Origin of the sequence: Streptomyces sp. SudanB182_2057, assembly GCF_964272715.1 — a bacterium.
GTDB classification, from domain to species: domain Bacteria; phylum Actinomycetota; class Actinomycetes; order Streptomycetales; family Streptomycetaceae; genus Streptomyces; species Streptomyces rubradiris.
In genome coordinates, this window is the sequence record NZ_OZ186798.1 from 4,739,431 (window position 1) to 4,757,152 (window position 17,722).

15 protein-coding genes are annotated in these 17,722 nt (G+C 74.1%); 8 read left to right on the forward strand and 7 right to left on the reverse strand.

Features of this window, described 5'->3' with window-relative positions:
• Positions 1-260 precede the first annotated feature (260 nt).
• Positions 261-1,652 carry a PAS domain-containing protein gene (locus tag ACSURM_RS20875; RefSeq protein WP_436956995.1) on the forward strand — a complete coding sequence of 464 codons (1,392 nt, stop codon included), beginning with the start codon at positions 261-263 and terminating at the stop codon, positions 1,650-1,652.
• Between the two features lie 48 nt (positions 1,653-1,700).
• Here ACSURM_RS20875 and ACSURM_RS20880 read toward each other — a convergent pair whose 3' ends face one another.
• Positions 1,701-2,456, reverse strand: coding sequence for an SIS domain-containing protein (locus ACSURM_RS20880; RefSeq protein ID WP_436956996.1), 756 nt, complete (start codon positions 2,454-2,456; stop codon positions 1,701-1,703).
• Positions 2,457-2,799: 343 nt separating this feature from the next.
• Here ACSURM_RS20880 and ACSURM_RS20885 point away from each other — a divergent pair, with 343 nt between their 5' ends.
• The gene (locus ACSURM_RS20885; RefSeq protein WP_030611974.1) at positions 2,800-3,492 is read left to right on the forward strand and encodes a metal-dependent transcriptional regulator; all 693 of its coding nucleotides are present in this window, start codon (positions 2,800-2,802) and stop codon (positions 3,490-3,492) included.
• 263 nt (positions 3,493-3,755) lie between these two features.
• Here ACSURM_RS20885 and ACSURM_RS20890 read toward each other — a convergent pair whose 3' ends face one another.
• Positions 3,756-4,421, reverse strand: a complete 666-nt coding sequence (locus ACSURM_RS20890; protein WP_436956998.1) for a bifunctional DNA primase/polymerase — start codon at positions 4,419-4,421, stop codon at positions 3,756-3,758.
• A 306-nt stretch (positions 4,422-4,727) separates the two neighbouring features.
• Here ACSURM_RS20890 and ACSURM_RS20895 point away from each other — a divergent pair, with 306 nt between their 5' ends.
• Both ACSURM_RS20895 and ACSURM_RS20900 read left to right on the forward strand, forming a co-directional pair.
• Positions 4,728-6,113: a transcriptional regulator gene (locus tag ACSURM_RS20895; RefSeq protein WP_436957000.1), complete on the forward strand. Its 1,386-nt coding sequence runs from the start codon at positions 4,728-4,730 to the stop codon at positions 6,111-6,113.
• A 200-nt stretch (positions 6,114-6,313) separates the two neighbouring features.
• Entirely contained in the window at positions 6,314-8,065 is a 1,752-nt protein-coding gene (locus tag ACSURM_RS20900; RefSeq protein WP_436957001.1) for a hypothetical protein, read from the forward strand.
• 31 nt (positions 8,066-8,096) lie between these two features.
• Here ACSURM_RS20900 and ACSURM_RS20905 read toward each other — a convergent pair whose 3' ends face one another.
• Positions 8,097-9,431 carry an ABC transporter substrate-binding protein gene (locus tag ACSURM_RS20905; RefSeq protein WP_436957003.1) on the reverse strand — a complete coding sequence of 445 codons (1,335 nt, stop codon included), beginning with the start codon at positions 9,429-9,431 and terminating at the stop codon, positions 8,097-8,099.
• A gap of 117 nt (positions 9,432-9,548) precedes the next feature.
• Between ACSURM_RS20905 and ACSURM_RS20910 the strand changes: the two genes are divergently transcribed.
• Together ACSURM_RS20910 and purU are read left to right on the forward strand one after the other, a co-directional pair.
• A complete protein-coding gene (locus tag ACSURM_RS20910) occupies positions 9,549-10,049 on the forward strand; it encodes an SCO4402 family protein (RefSeq protein ID WP_359047912.1) in 501 nt (166 codons plus the stop codon).
• Between the two features lie 46 nt (positions 10,050-10,095).
• On the forward strand, positions 10,096-10,977 hold the full coding sequence (gene purU, locus ACSURM_RS20915) for a formyltetrahydrofolate deformylase (RefSeq protein ID WP_436957005.1): 882 nt from the start codon (positions 10,096-10,098) through the stop codon (positions 10,975-10,977).
• 22 nt (positions 10,978-10,999) lie between these two features.
• Here the strand turns inward: purU and ACSURM_RS20920 are convergent, their stop codons facing one another.
• Together ACSURM_RS20920 and ACSURM_RS20925 are read right to left on the reverse strand one after the other, a co-directional pair.
• Positions 11,000-11,518 carry an EF-hand domain-containing protein gene (locus tag ACSURM_RS20920; protein WP_436957007.1) on the reverse strand — a complete coding sequence of 173 codons (519 nt, stop codon included), beginning with the start codon at positions 11,516-11,518 and terminating at the stop codon, positions 11,000-11,002.
• Between the two features lie 186 nt (positions 11,519-11,704).
• Entirely contained in the window at positions 11,705-12,085 is a 381-nt protein-coding gene (locus ACSURM_RS20925; RefSeq protein WP_359047906.1) for an STAS domain-containing protein, read from the reverse strand.
• Between the two features lie 335 nt (positions 12,086-12,420).
• Here ACSURM_RS20925 and ACSURM_RS20930 point away from each other — a divergent pair, with 335 nt between their 5' ends.
• The gene (locus ACSURM_RS20930) at positions 12,421-12,978 is read left to right on the forward strand and encodes a sigma-70 family RNA polymerase sigma factor (protein WP_436957010.1); all 558 of its coding nucleotides are present in this window, start codon (positions 12,421-12,423) and stop codon (positions 12,976-12,978) included.
• On the forward strand, positions 12,975-14,423 hold the full coding sequence (locus ACSURM_RS20935; protein WP_436957011.1) for a maleylpyruvate isomerase N-terminal domain-containing protein: 1,449 nt from the start codon (positions 12,975-12,977) through the stop codon (positions 14,421-14,423). The genes ACSURM_RS20930 and ACSURM_RS20935 overlap by 4 nt, the downstream gene beginning before the upstream one ends.
• A 21-nt stretch (positions 14,424-14,444) precedes the next feature.
• Here ACSURM_RS20935 and ACSURM_RS20940 read toward each other — a convergent pair whose 3' ends face one another.
• Entirely contained in the window at positions 14,445-16,022 is a 1,578-nt protein-coding gene (locus ACSURM_RS20940; RefSeq protein ID WP_436957013.1) for an alpha/beta hydrolase, read from the reverse strand.
• 165 nt (positions 16,023-16,187) lie between these two features.
• Positions 16,188-17,690, reverse strand: a complete 1,503-nt coding sequence (locus ACSURM_RS20945; protein ID WP_436957015.1) for a class I adenylate-forming enzyme family protein — start codon at positions 17,688-17,690, stop codon at positions 16,188-16,190.
• Positions 17,691-17,722 lie beyond the last annotated feature (32 nt).

A 17,722-nucleotide genomic window follows, 5' to 3' on the forward strand; every position in this document is an offset into this window, starting at 1 on the left:
CTCACGCGCTGGTCCGGCACCGCACATGGTGTGGTGTCGGGCCGCTAGCCCGCAGCCACCTCACGCGTCCGGTTGTCATACATCTGCCGAACCACCTCCCTTCTCGTGTACCGACAGCCTAAGAAGCACCCGGGACGCACTCAACTGTTTTTTCTTGCGGGAACAGGGTGTGGGCTGGGTCACGTTCCAGTTGAATGAAGGCCGGTGAGGGAACCGGGCGCCGTGTGTACGAGCGCGCAGGCAGTTTCCAGGGGGTCCAGGTGAGTGCTTCGCGGCGGAGTGGGGCCACGGACGAGCTGGGGCCGGACGAGCCCGGCGCGCCGGGCTCCGACCTGCTGGCCGCACTGCTCGACGGGATGGACGCGGCGCTGTGCGCGTTCGACGCCGACGGGGTCGTCACGCACTGGAACCGCGAGGCCGAGCGGATCCTCGGCTGGACGGCCGCCGAGGCCGTCGGGCGGCACGGGTTCGCCGGATGGGCGGTGCGCAGCGCCGACGCCGAGGAGGTGCAGGCCCGGCTGATGTCGGCGATGCACGCGCCGGGCCGCCAGGTGCACGAGTTCGCGCTGGTGACCAAGGACGGCGGGCGGATCCTCGTGCGCACCCAGTCGGCCGCCGTGCGCGGGCCCGACGGCAAACCCGCGGGGGTGTACTGCGCGTTCAGCGAGGTGCACGCGCAGATCGACCTGGAGCGGTCCATCGCGCTGAGCGAGGCGCTGTTCGAGGACGCCGCCTGGGGGGTCGTCCTCGTCGACGCCGATCTGCGGCCCGCCGTGGTCAACGCCTACGCGGCGCGGGCCCTGGGCGTCGGACGGACCTCGGCGCTGGGCCGGCCGCTCGGCGAGCTGCTCGGACAGGGCGCGCAGGAGCTGGAGGCCGCGCTGACGCACGTCCTGGCCGAAGGCGCGCCGCCCGCCCCCGCCGAGATGTGGGTCGTCGTGCGCACGCCCGAGGGCGAGCGGCGCCGGTGCTGGCGCAACGGATTCCTGCGGCTGGCCTCGCCGCTTGCCGAGGAGCCGGTGCCGCTCGGCGTCGGCTGGCTGTTCCAGGACGTCACCGAGGCCAGGCAGGACCAGCAGGACGCGGCGCTGCTGCGGTTCCGTTCCAACCAGCTGCACCGCGCGGCCCGGGCCGCCGCGGAGTGCGAGGACCCGGCGGAGGCGGCCACCGTCCACCTGGACTTCGCCCTCGCCGGGTTCGCCGACCACGCCCTGGTCGACCGGCTGGCGGACGGCCCGCGCGCGGAGGGCGGGGGCGAGGCGGAGCCGGTCCGGCTGGTCCGGCTCGCCGCCACGCCCGCCGGGGCGCCGGGACCGAGCCTGCTGACGGGCGCGGCCGGACTGCCCGTGCGCTACCCGGAGGACCATCCGGCGCGGCAGTGCGTGCGGCGGGCCGGGACCGTGCGCGCGGAGGCCGGCGAGGTGCCGGCCGAGCGGGCCCGGGAGTGGGCGCTGGAGCGGCAGTGGCCCGGCGACGCGGTGTACGCGCTGTGCGCGGTGCTGCGCAGCCGGGGGCGGACGCTGGGCGTGCTGACCTTCCTGCGCGGCGCCGGCCGCAGCCGCTTCGAGCGCGCCGACACGGCCTACGCCGAGGACGTCGCCGTACGGATCGCGGCGGCCTTGGACCTGGCGGAGGCCGTGCGCGGGCGGTAGGCCCCGGCGGGCGGCGGGCCCCCCGGGGCGCGGTGCGCGGTACGGGGTTCAGCGGCGGTAGAAGATCCGGTCGCCGTACTGCGCCATCACCCGGCCGTTCCACTCGTGTCCGCCGTCGACGTTGCCGGAGCGCAGCAGCGGCGGCTCGATGCCGCGGTCGGCGAGGGCGGCGGCGGTGGTCGCCATGACGGCCTGGAGCAGGGCGGTGGTGACGACCGTGGAGGCCGGGGCGAAGGGCGCCGGGATGGTGTCCAGGGTGAGTTCCGCGTCCCCCACGGCGATCTTGGAGTCCAGGACGAGGTCGCAGTGGTCCTTCAGGAAGGTGCCGGAGGCGTGCCGGGACGTGGTCTCGGCGGCGTACGCCACCGAGGTCACGCCGATGACCTTCAGGCCGCGGGCGCGGGCGCCGAGGGCCATCTCCACGGGCAGGGCGTTGCGGCCGGAGAGGGAGATGATCACCAGGGCGTCCCCGGCGCGCACCGGTGAGGTGTCCAGGACGGCGCCGGCCAGGCCGTCGACCCGTTCGAGCGCGGAGCCGAGGGTGGCCGGGGTGACGTCGACGCCGACGACTCCGGGGACGGCGAGCAGGTTCATCAGGGCCAGGCCGCCCGCGCGGTAGACGACATCCTGGGCGGCCAGCGAGGAGTGTCCGGCGCCGAACGCGAACAGGCGGCCGCCGGCCGCGACGGTGTCGGCGAGCAGGGCGCCGGCCGCGGTGATCGCCTCGGCCTCCTCGTCGCGGACCCGTTGCAGCAGGCCGATGGCGGCGTCGAAGAACAGGTCGGCAGGCGTGCCGTCGCTCATGCGGTGCCCCTTCGCATCGTCTGTGTCGCGGATCACGGTGCGGTCTGGACCATCACGGTGTCAATACGGCCGCGTCCCCGCGTCCGGCGGCGGCTTCGCGTGGCCGGTGTCTCCGGGTGCGTATGCCGCGGCCGGGGCCCGGCGGGCGGGCCGGGGCCGCGCTACGATCGCCCCGTGTGGGCGCGACCGCCCCGCGCGCTCGTCTCCGACAACGGCCCGTACCCCTCTGTGAACAGCCCTGTTCCCCTGCTGCCGCCCGGTTGTCAGTGGGATCCGGCAGAATTGATGTACAGGGGGGCCGCGCACGCGCCGGGCTGCCGGCAGAGGTAATCGAGGGGCACGTATGTCCGGACTGATCGACACCACGGAGATGTATCTCCGCACCATCCTCGAACTCGAAGAGGAAGGCGTCGTCCCCATGCGCGCCCGCATCGCGGAGCGGCTGGACCAGAGCGGGCCGACGGTGAGCCAGACGGTGGCGCGCATGGAGCGCGACGGCCTGGTGTCCGTGGCCAGCGACCGGCACCTGGAGCTCACGGAGGAGGGGCGCCGGCTGGCGACGCGCGTGATGCGCAAGCACCGCCTGGCCGAGTGCCTGCTCGTCGACGTGATCGGGCTGGAGTGGGAGCAGGTGCACGCCGAGGCGTGCCGCTGGGAGCACGTGATGAGCGAGGCCGTGGAGCGGCGGGTGCTGGAGCTGCTGCGCCACCCCACCGAGTCGCCGTACGGCAACCCCATCCCGGGCCTGGAGGAGCTGGGCGAGAAGGACGGCGCGGACCCGTTCCTGGACGAGGGCATGGTCTCCTTGGCCGACCTGGACGCGGGCACGGACGGCAAGACGGTCGTCGTGCGCCGCATCGGGGAGCCGATCCAGACGGACGCGCAGCTGATGTACACGCTGCGGCGGGCGGGCGTGCAGCCCGGCTCGGTGGTGAGCGTGACCGAGTCGCCCGGCGGTGTGCTCGTGGGCAGCGGCGGCGAGGCGGCCGAGCTGGAGGCGGACGTCGCCTCCCACGTGTTCGTGGCCAAGCGCTGAACCGGGCACCAGGAAGAGCGGGGTCCCTGGACGAGCAGGGGCCCCGGCGCCGTGTGGCGCCGGGGCCTGTCCTCCCCTGTTGCTGACCCGGAGCCCCGAGCTCTCAGGGTCATCCCCTCGGACCGGCTTTTCCCCGAGCGGTCCGCCTCCTGCCAGGAAGATCCCCTCACACACGGCGATCATTCATCGCTCGGTGTCACTCAAATGAGGGGTGTTGACCGCGAAAACGGAGTTTCGGAGCACGCGTTCGACAGGGGAACGGGTCAGCGATCCCTTCCGCAGGCGTAGGCCAGCGGCGAGATCAGCTCCTCCACGTCCGGCAGCCAGCGGTTCGCCGGGGTCGGGCGGCGGGCCCACTGCACGGCGCCCCGGCATCCGAACCGGGTGGGAGGCGCCGCCACGTACGCGCCCTCGCCCAGCGCCACCAGGTCCAGCGACGGCAGCGACCAGCCCAGCCGCCGCACCAGGTCCGCCACCTTCGCCGCCGCTCCCGGCAGCACGAAGAACTGCATCCGCCGGTCCGGCGTCAGCGTGACCGGACCGAGCGTCAGCTCCATCCGCTCCATCCGGGCGAGCGCCAGGAACCCGGCGCTCTCCGGGACGGACAACGCCTCGAACGTCCGGCCCGTCGGCAGCAGGATCGACGCCGCCGGCTGCTTCTGCCACATCCGGCGCGCGACGGTCGCACTGCCGGTCGCCTGGGTCGCCCAGTCGGGGCGCGCGGGGTGCGCGCCCGGCGCGGGGCAGGCGGCCTCACCACAAGAGCAGCGCTGCGTGCCGCCGACCGTCTCCAGCCAGGTGCCCGGCACCACGTCCCAGTGCCGCTCCTCGGCGTAGCGTACGGCGGTCTCCAGCAGCGATGTCCCGCGCTGCCGCGGAATCTGACCGGCCATCTGCGTGTTCTCGGCGCCCGCGATCGTCTCTTCCACGTTCCTCTCAACTCCCTTGCCCACCTGGAGTTACGGCTCCGGGCGCGCGCGGGGAGGAGCATCGTTTCGACGGTCGGGGCGCATGGAGGCACGGCCGGGGGCGCGCGCGAGGAAGCCCGGCGTGGGCGGGGTAGCCAGGGAGTGGGCCGGCATCCTCCATTACTTCCGGCAAACCGCATATGTCGCGCATTGACGGTATGTCTACTGGGCAGTGATCGTCCCGACCGGACCGACCGGGACGGAGCCGCGGGTTCCGCAGGGTCGGTCGAACACGCTCCAGGGGACCGCAACGCAGGGGGTAAGCACATGGCCGCAAGGCCTCTCGTGGCGAGGCAGCCGAACGAACGGCTGCAGGCACTCATCCAGGAAGCGGGGTGCTCGAACGCCGGGCTGGCCCGGCGGGTCAACATGTGCGGCGCCGAGCACGGCCTCGACCTGCGCTACGACAAGACGTCCGTGGCCCGCTGGCTGCGCGGCCAGCAGCCACGGGGCCGGGCCCCGGCGATCATCGCCGAGGCGCTCGGGCGCAAGCTCGGCCGGACGGTCACGATCGACGAGATCGGCATGGCCAACGGCAAGAACCTCGCCTCGGGGGTCGGCCTCCAGTTCTCACCGACGGTACTGGGAGCCATCGAGCAGGTCTGCGAGCTGTGGCGCAGCGACGTGGGGCGCCGGGACTTCCTGTCCGGGTCCTCCGTCGCCGCCTCCGCGCTGGTCGAGCCCAGCCGGGACTGGCTGATCTCGGCACCGGACACCCAGGTGGCCCGGCAGGCGGGCCCGCGCGTGGGCCAGTCCGACGTGGCCGCCGTGCGGTCCATGACCCAGGCGCTGGTGGACCTCGACCACCAGTACGGCAGCGGGCACGTCCGCCCGGTCGTCGTGCACTACCTCAACAGCGTGGTGTCCGGGCTGCTCGCGGGCTCCTACCGGGAGGCGGTCGGCCGCGAACTCTTCGCCACCGTCGCCCGCCTGACCGAACTGGCCGGGTACATGGCGGTGGACACCGGCCAGCCGGGCCTGGCCCAGCGGTACTACATCCAGTCGCTGCGCCTCGCCCAGGCCGCCGGTGACCGCGGGTACGGCGGTTACGTCCTGGCCGCCTCCATGAGCCACCTCGCCGCGCAGCTCGGGAACCCGCGCGAGATCGCCCAGTTGGCGCGGGCGGCGCAGGAGGGCGCGCGCGGGCATGTACCCCCGCGCGCGGAGGCGATGTTCCACGCCGCCGAGGCGCGCGGGCACGCCCTGCTCGGCGACGCGCGCGCGGCACAGGCGGCCGGCGGACGCGCGGTGGCGGCACTGGAGCGCGCCGACGCCGCCGACGGTGACGACCCGGTGTGGATCGCGCACTTCGACCAGGCGTATCTGGCCGACGAGTTGGCGCACTGCCACCGCGACCTCGGGCAGCCCGAGCAGGCGGCGCGGTACGCCGAGCAGTCGCTGGCCGGGCACCCCGCCTCCCGGGCCCGCCGCCGCGCCATCGGCTATGTGCTGCTGGCCACCGCCCAGGTGCAGCAGCGCGAGGTGGAACAGGCCTGCAACACCGGTATGAGAGCGGTGGAGTTGCTGGAGACGCTGCGCTCCAACCGGGGCGCCGAGTATCTGGACGACCTCCAGCAGCGCCTGGAGCCGTTCCGGGAGGAGGCGGTGGTACGGGAGTTCGGGGCCCGCCTCGAACTCCAGCAGGCCGCGTGAACAACGGCCCCGCGGCACGGTGAACGCACGGGAACGGCGCCCGGTGGGCGCCGGGTGCCGTGCGCGGCGCGCCGCGGGGCCGGCGCTGTTATCGCCGTCACAGCACGGCAGATCACGTCCTGAGCTGCTTGGCACCCGGCTCGGGGGACCCGGTAGCGTGTGCCGACGATTCACAAGGTCCCCCATTAGTAGGAGTCCCGGTGACGCAGAGTGGACAGGGCGAGGAGCCGTCGGCGCGGCCCGCGCGCGAAGGCATCGTGCTGCCCTCGGACGGAGGCGAGCCCCTGCTGCCGGGCACGACCGCGCCGCCCGAGCCCGCCGCCCCGGCCGGCGGACAGTCCTGGGACGGTTCCTGGGACCCCGGGCGGCAGGCGCCCCCGCCGGGCCAGGGCTGGCCCGCGGCAGCGGCTCAGCAGTGGACCGGCCAGGGACAGCAGCCCGCGTCCGCCGCGGGCCCCGGCCCGCTGCCCCCGGAGGGCGCCCCGGCCCCGGCCCCGTCCTACGGCGGCCAGGCACCCGGCTACGGCGACTCCCAGGCCGCCGGCCCCGGCGCCTACGGCACGCCCCCGCAGCCCGGCTACGGCGCGCCCGATCAGTACCAGCAGCCCCAGCAGCCGTATCCGGGACAGCAGCCCCAGCAGCCGTACCAGGCACAGCAGCCGCATCCCGGACAGCAGTCCCAGCAGCCGTACCCGCCTCAGCAGGCGTACCCGGGGCAGCCGGACCAGGGGCAGCCCTATCCGGCGTCGCCCGCCGCGGGCGCCCCGCTGCCCCCGCCGGCCGACGCCGCGACGCAGTACCTGCCGCCGGTCACCGCCGGGGGCGGCGCCGACGAGGGCGCCACCCAGTACATACCGCCCGTGCAGGCCGCGCCGGCCGACGGCGCCACGCAGTACATCCCGCCGGTCGGCGCGGCTCCCGCCGGTCCCGGTGACGAGGCCACCCAGTACATCCCGCCGGTGGCCTCCGGCGCGCTGCCGCCGGAGTCGGGCGCCGAGGAGACCCGCTACCTCGGCCGGACGCCCCGGCAGCCGGGGCCCGCGCCCTCCGACGCCGAGGCCACGCAGTACATCCCGCCCTACGCGGCCGAGACCCAGATCCAGGCGCCGGTGCCGGCCGCGGACCGGCAGCCGCCCGCCGAGTTCGACAACCTCTTCCGCGGCGGCCCCGCGGGCACCGACGGCCCGGCCGGCTCCACCCAGCAGCTCCCGGTCGTCCAGCAGCCGGACGCCTACCCCGGCCCGGGGCCGTCCGCGTACCGCCCGGCGCAGCCGTCGTACGACCACGGGCCGGACGACGGCGGCGGGCGGCGCGGCGGCCGGTCGCGGGTGCCGCTGATCGCCGCCGCCGCGGTGGGCCTGATCGTGGTCGGCGTGGGCGCCGGCGCCCTGCTCAGCACCGGCGGTGGCGGCGACACCAAGGACGCGGGCGGGGACGACACCCCGGTCGTGGCCGCGTCCCCGGCCGGCTCGGAGTCCCCTTCGCCCAGCGCCGACCCCGCACGGCAGCAGGCGGTGGAGCTGGACAAGCTGCTCGCGGACAGCGGCAGCAGCCGGGCCGCGGTGATCCAGGCGGTGGCCGACGTCCGCAAGTGCGACAACCTCGACCAGGCCGCGGCGGATCTGCGGGACGCGGCCCGGCAGCGCGGCGAGCTGGTCACCCGGCTGAACAAGCTGCCCACGGACAAGCTGCACGCCCAGGGCCACCTGCGGGACGCGCTGACCAGGGCCTGGCAGGCGTCCGCCGCGGCCGACAACCACTACGCGGCCTGGGCCGACCAGGTCAAGGGGCGCAAGGGCTGTCACAAGGGGCAGGCGCGCTCCACCGGCGAGACCCAGGCCGGCAACCAGCAGAGCAAGACCGCGACCGAGCAGAAGGGCAAGGCGGCCCCGCTGTGGAACGCGATCGCCCGGCAGTACGGCCTGACCCAGCGCCAGCCCACCCAGCTGTGACGTCCCCGGAGGGTCCCGGCGCCGGGACCCGTCAGGGCACCTCGGCCCGCGCCAGGACCGGCGTCATGTCGGCGACCCCGTTCCTGTCGCCGGAGCGCTCTCCGGCCGAGACCAGCCTGCCGTCGCGGACCACCTGGAGGGTGACGTCGGCGTTGACCAGCCGGGGGAAGCCGACCGCGGCGAGCCTGCCCGCGTAGGGCCAGCTCAGGGTCGGGGTGAGGCCGCCGGTGGAGACCCGCAGCCCGTCGTTGAGGGTGCGCCGTACGGCGTCGGGGCTCACCTCGCCGTCGCCGATCTCCTCCAGGACGGCCCGCAGCACGGTGTAGGCGATCCAGGTGGTCTGCACCCCGGCGTCGGCGGGGTCGATACGGTCGTCGTCGAAGGCGGCCTCGCTGATCACCTTCCTCATCGGGGCCCAGCGCGGATCGGAGGCGGCCGGGTACCAGCCGGTGACGTACGCCCCCTCGTACGGACCGGAGGCCCCGCCCGTGGCGTTGATCACCGTCTGGTCGACGCTGCCGAGCACGGTCGCCGTCCGCACGTCCGGGTGGTTCGCGCGGACCCGCCGGAAGGAGTCCATGAAGGTGTCCGTGCGGTCGCCGAGCGCGGGCACCACACAGCCCTCGCGGGCCGGGTCCGCGGTCGCGTACCGCAGCGCCCGCTCGGCCTGGTCGCCGTACTCGGTGGCGTCCTCGGCGGCGAGCTGGTCGTCGGCGTCCGCGTGCCCGCCGGTCCGCAGCCCCGAGTCGAGCAGCACGGGCAGCTGGTCGCCGGCGATGCTGTCGGGGCGGACCAGGGCGACGTTGCCGCAGTCGGCCGCGAGGGCCTTGCCGAGGCCGGCCAGCAGGGCGGGCTGGCCGCCGTTGACCGGGTAGGACATGGTGCCGGTGAACTCGTCGTTGGTGACGCCGTAGCCGCCGATGTAGGGGATGCCGGCCCCCTCCAGCGGGGCGAGGAAGGAGTCGCCGAACTGGCTGTAGGAGCCGACGACGGCGACCACGTGCTCGGCCGCGGCGCGCTTGGCGCACCTCGCGGCGCCCACGCTGTCGTTGTGGTCGTTGCAGGTCAGCACCTTCAGCTCGCGGCCGTTGATGCCGCCGTGCGCGTTGACCCACTTCGCGTAGGCGAGCGCCATGGCGGGCATGCCGGGCTTGTTGGTCGCGTCGGTGTCCTGCGGGGCCCAGGTCATCACCGTGACCGGCTCGTCCCCGGAGCCCCCCGTGGCACCGGGGACGAGCCCGCACGCGGCGGTGAGCGAGGCGCACAGGGCCACGGCGCACGCGGCGAGGGAGCCGGCCCGGACGGGGCGGGGAGAGCGGGAAGAGGCGGGAACGGGGAGGGAGCGAGTGCGTCGCCTGCCGGTCATGGACACGCACGATTCCCTCACACCGCTAACCCCTGAGTGACCCTTGGTCAATGACGGGTGGCGACGAGGTGAATTACGGGGGCCGGTGGGCGCGGGCGGCCGCGGAACGTACGATCGGTGACCGTGCAAGGTTCGGAGAACTCTTCCCGTCGCGGCCGCCGCTCCTCCACCATGGGCGGCATGCCCCTCAACGACATGCCGTGGTGGCGGTGGCGCAGCAATGTGCGCTCGGCGCTGCACATGCTCTCCGACCCGCTGTTCCAGCGCGAGGTCTGGCTGGCCGGGGTCGACGGCTACGGCGACGTCACGGACGCCGTGTACCGGCTGGTGGAGGACACCTGGCTGGACAACTGGTCGGCGGAGAAGTACGTCGGCACCATATTCCGGGACTCGCAGGAGGCGGCGCTCGTCGACACCGCCGTGCTGCGGCTGCTGCGGATCATGCACCAGGTCGGCCCGGACGCGCCGGTCGCCGCGTACCTGGACCACGCCGGCTGGCCGGACGCGGTGCGGGCGGCGCGGGACGCGCACGTGCGGATGTCGGTGAGCGACGGGGACGACCCGGACACGGCCCCGAAGAGCCTCGAGGTCCTGCGCATCCTCACACGTTCCGCTTAGCGGACGGCGGCACGCGCGGGGTGGCCGGTATGGGACCCTGTAGTGCATGACAGATCAGTCCGTTTCCGCCGCCGCCCCGGCCGACCAGTACGTCCTGACGCTCTCCTGCCCGGACAAGCAGGGCATCGTGCACGCCGTGTCCAGCTACCTGTTCATGACCGGCTGCAACATCGAGGACAGCCAGCAGTTCGGCGACCACGACACGGGACTGTTCTTCATGCGCGTCCACTTCTCGGCCGAGGCCCCGGTGACGGTCGAGAAGCTGCGGGCGAGCTTCGCCGCGGTCGGGGACTCCTTCCACATGGACTGGCAGATCCACCGGGCCGACGAGAAGATGCGCATCCTGCTCATGGTCAGCAAGTTCGGGCACTGCCTGAACGACCTGCTGTTCCGGGCGCGGATCGGCGCGCTTCCGGTGGAGATCGTCGGCGTGGTGTCGAATCACACCGATTTCGAAGAGCTGGTGGGTTCGTACAACATTCCCTTCCACCACATCCCGGTCACCAAGGACACCAAGCCGGAGGCCGAGGCCGAGCTGCTGGAGCTGGTGCGCGAGGAGCGGGTCGAACTGGTCGTCCTCGCCCGCTACATGCAGGTCCTCTCGGACGACCTGTGCAAGCGGCTCAGCGGCCGGATCATCAACATCCACCACTCGTTCCTGCCGAGCTTCAAGGGCGCGAAGCCGTACCACCAGGCGCACGCGCGGGGTGTGAAGCTGATCGGTGCGACGGCGCACTACGTCACCGCGGACCTGGACGAGGGGCCGATCATCGAGCAGGAGGTCGAGCGGGTCGGGCACGGTGTGACGCCGGACCAGCTGGTGGCCATCGGCCGGGACGTGGAGTGCCAGGCGCTGGCGCGGGCCGTCAAGTGGCACGCCGAGCGGCGCATCCTGCTCAACGGCCGCCGGACCGTGGTGTTCGACTGAACCCGGACGCTCCGGGCGGCCCTCACGCCTGCTCGGGCACCGTGAAGTAGCGGGCGAAGGCCGGGACGACGTCCCGCTCGTCGATCCTTCCGTCGCCGTCGGTGTCGAGCGCGGCGGCGGCCGCTCCGGCGGGCCCGGCCGGCACGCGCAGGGCGCGCAGGACGCGGGCGGCGTCGGCGACGGTGATCCGCCCGTCGGCGTCCGTGTCGGCCACCGCCAGCGCCGCGTGCAGGAAGGGGCGGGCGATCTCGGCGAACCGGCCGGGGTTGTCGCGCAGCCGCTTGACCGCGCCGGTGACGAACTCCTGGCGGGTGATGCGCTGGTCGCCGTCCCGGTCGGCGATGCCGGCCATGCCCTGCCAGAACGCCTCGGCGCCGGCGTACAGCGCCTGGCCGGTGGCGGAGCGGGCGGGCACGGCGAACTCGGTGAGCAGTGCCTTGGCCGCCGCGCTGAAGTCCTCGCGGTCGATGTAGCCGTTGCCGTCCTGGTCGAAGCCGGCGAACCGGGCGGCGATGCGGCGTTCGTACTCGGTGCTGACCATGTGGGGGGCCGCCTTACGTGTGCGTCGTACAGGGGGGCCGCGGGCCTGACGGGTCCGTGGGGCCTGGCTGGGAGCGTACGACGCGGGTGGCCGCCGGATGGCGGAAAACCGACGACTGTGCCAAGACCGGGTGAATCCCGCGACAACGCCGTGGCCGGACCGGGACGTTGTCACACCCCTCGGTGCTCAGGCGGACAGCGGCCCCGCCTCGTCCGTGGTGGCGGAGTCGAGGTCGGGGTGGACGTCGAAGAGCCGGCGGACGCCGAGCGCGCCGAGGACGCGGTTGACGTGCGAGCCGTCGACGGCGCCCCGGTCCGGCAGGATCAGCCGCAGCCGGCCCTGGCAGGAGCGGATGAGACGGCGGGCGGCGATGAGGACGCCGACCCCGCTGGAATCGCAGAAGAACACGTCGGAGAGGTCCACGACGAGGCTGTGGTGCCCCTCGGCGACGGCGTCGTGCACATGCTGGCGCAGCACCGGCGAGGTCATCAGGTCCAGTTCCCCGGAGACCCGGAGCACGGCCCACTGGCCTTGTTCGACGCCGGTCACCTTGAATGCCACGGCCATGCCCCTCCGCTCGCGGGATATCCCGGAACCGCCCGGAAACGGAAGCAGTTCCTACGTTTCCTTTCGCGCGGCTGCCCAGCGGCCGTTCCCTGAAACGTGAAGCCGCAAACGGCCGGTGATCAATAAGGGGCTTATTTCAGTCATCAACGATCGTCTTTGATCAAGTGTGTACGTGTCTCGCGTGAAGGTTGTGTGAAGAGGGCACTATCACGGGAGGTGGCTTCGGGGGCGCACATTGGCACAAAGGGGCGTGCGCTGTCGGAGGGGCCGACTACATTCGAGAAGGCGGGGCCGGCCGGCCCGGTGGCCGGCAGACGGTGAGGGGAGGGGACCGCATGGCCAGGAACGACCTGTCGCCCCGGTGGGACCGCAAGATGCAGCAGCGGCTCGCCGGCGGTGAGGCGGCGGCCCTCGGCGAGATGTACGACCGGTTCGCCTCCCTCGTGCACAACCTGGCCCACCGCGTCCTGGACGACGAGCGGGCCGCCGACTCCGTCACCCGAGAGGTCTTCGCCCACGTCTGGGAGCACCCGGAGACCTACGACCCCAGGGAGGGCCCGTTGCGCTCCTGGCTCGCCGAGGTCACCCAGCGGGTCGCCGTGCAGCGGCTGCGGGACCGGGAGGAACTGGAGCAGCCGCTGCCCGAGGCACGGGAGAGCACGCTCCGGCGCGCCTCGGTCGCCGCCCGCGCCGACTACATCGTCCACTCCATGCCCGCCCCGCTGCGGGCCGCCCTCGACCTGGCCTACAACCAGCGCCGCGACTACCGCCAGACCGCGGCCGACCTCGGCGTCACCGAGGACGAGGCCCGCCGCCGGCTCCGCCTCGGCCTCCAGCTCCTGGCCACCGCCCACGACGCCGGCACCCCGCCGGGATACCGGGGTGCGGTGTGAACGGCCCGCACCGCTTCGAGGAGGCGCACGAGAACGCCCACGGCGCGGCGGACGACGGCCGCCGGGACGAGGAAGGACCCGGGGAGCACCGCGAAAGCGGCACCGGAGGTCACCGCGGTCCGGCCGGTTCCGGAGGTCGCCGCGGCCCGGCCGGCTCCGGTGGGCGCTTCGGGCCGCCGGGCGGTGCCGCCGCGGGCGCCGGACGCTCCGGGGCCGGGCCCGCTCCGCGCATACCCACGCCCCGAACCTCCGTGGAGGACGGCGGACTTCCGCCGTCCGGCCGCGCCGACCTGGGGGACCTCGCACCCGTGCCGCCGCTCGACCTGTCGCACGACGTCCTGAAGTCGCTGCTCGGCGCCTGGGCGCTGGCCGCCTGCTCGGCAGCGGAGACGGCGGCCGTGGAGGAACACCTGGGCGACTGCGGCGCCTGCGCCGACGAGGCCCGCCGGCTGCGCGAGGCGGTCGGCCTGCTGCACCAGCCGGAGAGCCTGGACCTGGACCCCGGTCTGCGCACCCGGGTCCTGGAGAGCTGCCTGCGGCGCCGGCCGCCGCGCGTCCCGGTCCCCGACTGGGCCGCGCCGTACGACGCCGAGACCGCCCGACTGGACGCGCTGCTCCAGGACTTCAAGGACGCGGAGTGGCGGGCGCCGGTGGAACTGCGCTGGTTCGAGAACGACGTCCCGGCCGGCCGCCGTACCACCGTCGCCGGGGTCATAGCGCACCTGCTCGCGGTGGACGGGCTGATCGCCGCCGCGCTCGGCCTCGCGGACCCGCTGGGCCGGGCCGCCGGCCCGGTGGGAGCGGAGGCGGCGGGTCCGTCCGGCCGCACGGAGGCCTACTGGCGCTCCGCGCACCTGCCGCCGGCGCACGCGGTGCGCGGAGCCTGGCGGGAGCAGAGCCACGCCCTGGTGCGCACGGTGTCCTTCACCGGCGGCCGCACCGGCGGACTCCCGGTGTCCTACGGCGGGTTCACGCTGCCGCTGCACGACGCGATGCTGGACCGGGCCTTCGAGTGCTGGGTGCACGCCGAGGACATCGCCAAGGCGGTGGACTACCCGTACGCGGCGCCGACGCCCCGGCACCTGCACCGGATGATCGACCTCGCGGCCCGCGTGCTGCCGACGGTGCTCGCCGAGCGCCGCCGCGCGGGCCTGTCCGAGCCGGCCCGCCACACCCCGCACCTGGTGCCGGCCGGCGCGCCCGGCCGCAGCCTGCGGCTGGAGATCGAGGGCGACGCCGGCGGCGAGTGGCTGATCCCGCTGGACTCCCCGGCGGCCCGGGGCTCCGCGGAACTGGAGGTGGCCCGTGTGGTGCTCGACGGCGTCGAGTTCTGCAAGCTCGCGGCCGGTCACGTGTCCCCGGAGGACGCCGCGGCGGGCCAGACGGGCGACCGCCGGGCGATCCGGGACGTGCTGTACGCGGCCGCGAGCCTCAGCCGGATGTGACCGGCGCCGGGACGACCGGCGTCAGAACCGGCTGTCCGGGCCCGGCAGGCCACGGGAGCCCGGGAGCGGCAGCAGGCCGCCGCGCCCGGCCGCCTGGGGAGTGGCCTCGCAGGTGATGTCCTTCGACGGCAGCCTGCCGGTGGTCAGATAGGCGGTGGCCGTCTTGTCGGCGCAGGACTTGGTGCCGTAGACGCCGTGTCCGACACCCCCGGCGACGGTGACCATCTTCGCGCCCTTCATGGCCCGGCGCAGGCCCTGCCCGCTGGTCAGCGGCGTCTGGGAGTCCCACTCGTTCTGCAGGATCAGCGCGCGGACCTTGTTGTCGACCTTGGTGGTGGGCTCGGCGCCGGTCTTCCAGAAGGCGCACGGCTTGATGGAGGAGCCGAAGTCGCCGTAGAGCGGGTACTTCTTCTTGTCGCGGATCGCGTCGGCGCGGTACCGCTCCGGGTCGCGCGGCCAGTCGCGCTGGTCGGCGCAGACGACCGACCAGAAGGCGGCGTCGCCGTTGTCCTCGGGCGTGGCACGGGCGAACGACGGCGGAACGGGCGCCGGCGTCTTCAGGCCCCGGCCGGCGGGCGCGCCCGCGGCGGCCTTCTTCAGCGCGACGACCCACTCGGCGGCGTCCCGCACGCTGAAGAACGTGGCGCGGCCGGTGAGGCGGATGTCGTCGCCGGTCATCCGGGTGCCCTCGACGTCGATCGGCTTGCGGTCGGCCCGGGCGACCAGGTCGTAGAAGGTCTTGCGGACGGCCCCCGGGGTCGTGCCCAGCCCGTAGGCGGAGTTCCGCTCGGCGGTCCACTCGGTCCAGCGGGTGAAGGCGGGTTCGGCGCCCTCCGCCCAGACCTGGATCATGCCGCGCCAGACCCGGGTGGGGTCGACGGCGCTGTCCAGGACGAACCGGTCGGTGCGGTGGGGGAACAGCTGCGTGTAGACCGCGCCGAGGTAGGTGCCGTACGAATAGCCGAGGTAGGAGATCTTCTTCTCGCCGAGCACGGCACGGATCACGTCCATGTCCCGGGCGGTGTCGCGGGTGGTGATGTGGCGGAGCTTGTCGCCCTGCCTGGCGTGGCACTTCTCGGCGACGGTCCGGGCCCACGCCACGTCCTTGGCGAACGTGGCCTTCTTGTACGGGCGTTGCCAGTCCTGCTCCTTGGCGGTCAGGCCGCAGCCGACGGGGGAGCTCTGGCCGACGCCCCGCGGGTCGAAGCCGACGAGGTCGTAGGTGTTCTTCACGGAGGCGGGCAGTTCGGCCCCGACGTACAGGGGCATGTCGAGGCCGGAGCCGCCCGGGCCGCCCGGGTTGATCAGGAGTGCGCCCCGGTGCTGCTTCTTGGTGCTCGTCTTCCACCTCGATATCGCGAGGTCGAGTTTCCCGCCGCCGGGGCGGCTGTAGTCGAGCGGCACCTTGATCGTGGCGCACTGGAAGGAGGCCGGCGTCTCCGGGTCGCAGCGGTGCCAGGCCGGCTTCTGCGCGAGGTACCGGCCGAGGGGGTCGGCGGTGGCGGACGGGGCGGCGGAGGCGGTGGCCGGGAGGAGCACGGGCACCATGGCGGCGGCGGCACCGGCCGCCAGCAGGGAGGCGGTTCTACTGCTTCGCACGAAGGACGTCCTCGGGTCGGTGGACAGGAGTGCCATCCACCCTCGCGCGCAGGGGAGTCGGGCGAATCCTCCCTGAAGTCGCTTTCTGCGCGCCCCGGGTCGGAGACGCGGCGCGGCGAATGGTCCCGGAGGAGGAGAACCGGGACCGGGGTCGAGGCGTCTTCCTCAGGAGCGCGAAAACCGCTCGCGCAGCCGGTACTTGAGCACCTTGCGCAGGGTGTCATTGCGCGGCAGCCCGTCCAGCACCTCCAGCCGTTCCGGGAGCTTGTGCACGGACAGGCCCGCCGCCCGGAGGAAGGACACGATCTCCGCGAGGGTCGGCACCGGGGTGCCCGGCCGGTGTTCGAGGACCGCGCAGACCAGTTCCCCGCGCTCGGGGTCGGGCAGGCCGATCACCGCGGCGTCGGTCACCGCGGGGTGCGCGGCCAGCAGGTCCTCGATCTCCCTGGCGGAGATGTTCTCCCCCTTGCGGATGATCACGTCCTTGCGGCGGCCGGTGAGGACCAGGTGCCCGGAGGCGGTCAGGTGCCCGAGGTCGCCGGTGCGCAGGAAGCCGTCGGAGTCGAAGGCGGCGGCTGTCTGGGCGGGGTCCAGATAGCCCTGGCAGACGGCCTCCCCGCGCAGCCGTATCTCGCCGTCGACGATGCGGATCTCCATGCCCTCGCCGGGCCGTCCCTCGGTCGTGGCCAGGTGCTCCGGGGTGTCCTCGGGGTCGCCCATGGTGATCATCGGGGCCTCGGTCATGCCGTAGCCGTGGGTGAGCCGCACGCCCAGTTCGCGGACCACCGCGTGGTACAGCTCGGGCGGCTTGGGCGCGCCGCCGCCCGCGAGCAGCCGCAGCGAGGGGATCAGCCGCTCGCCCGGCCGCCGGCGCTGCTCGGCCAGGAACATCGAGTAGAAGGCCGTCGAGCCGCCCGCGACCGTCACCCCGTGCCGCCGGTACTCCGCGAGCGCGCCGGGCAGCGCGAACCGCTCGGACAGCACCGCCGGGAAGCCGTACAGCAGGAGCATCACCGTGTAGTCGGGCCCGGCGATGTGGGCGTACGGGAAGGCCATGGAGCCGACGTCGTGCGGGGTCAGGCGCAGCGCGTGGGCCAGGCAGGAGCCGGCGGCGATCAGGGAGCGGTCGGTGTGCAGCACGCCCTTGGGGTCGGAGGTGGTGCCCGAGGTCCAGTAGATCCAGCGGACCGAGGTGCCCTCGGCGGGCGGCGGGGGCAGTACGGACGGATCGCCGTCGGGAAGGGTGTCGTACGCCTCGAACACGCCCGGCGCGCCGAGCCGGCGGGCCATCGCGGTGTGGTCGTGGCCGCGCCAGACGCCCGGTACGGCGAAGAACTCCGCCCCGGCGGCGCGCAGCGCGAAGCCGACCTCCCGGTCCCGGTAGTAGGGGATCACCGGGGTCTGCACGGCGCCCAGGCGGGCCAGCGCCAGGGACAGCAGGACGGTCTCGACGCGGGTGGGCAGCTGCCAGGCGACCACCGTGCCGGGGCGCACCCCCATGCCGTACAGGCCGGCCGCGACGCGCTCGGCGCGGGTGCGCAGGTCGCCGAAGGTGAGCGTCCGGTCCTCCTGGAGCAGCGCCGGGCGGCCGGGTGTGAGCGCGGCGCGGCGGGTGACCAGCTCCCACAGCGTGCGGGCGGAGGAGAGGGTGTGCGGGGTCTCGTTCACGGCTGCCCCCTGCTTGGCTGACGACGCGTCAG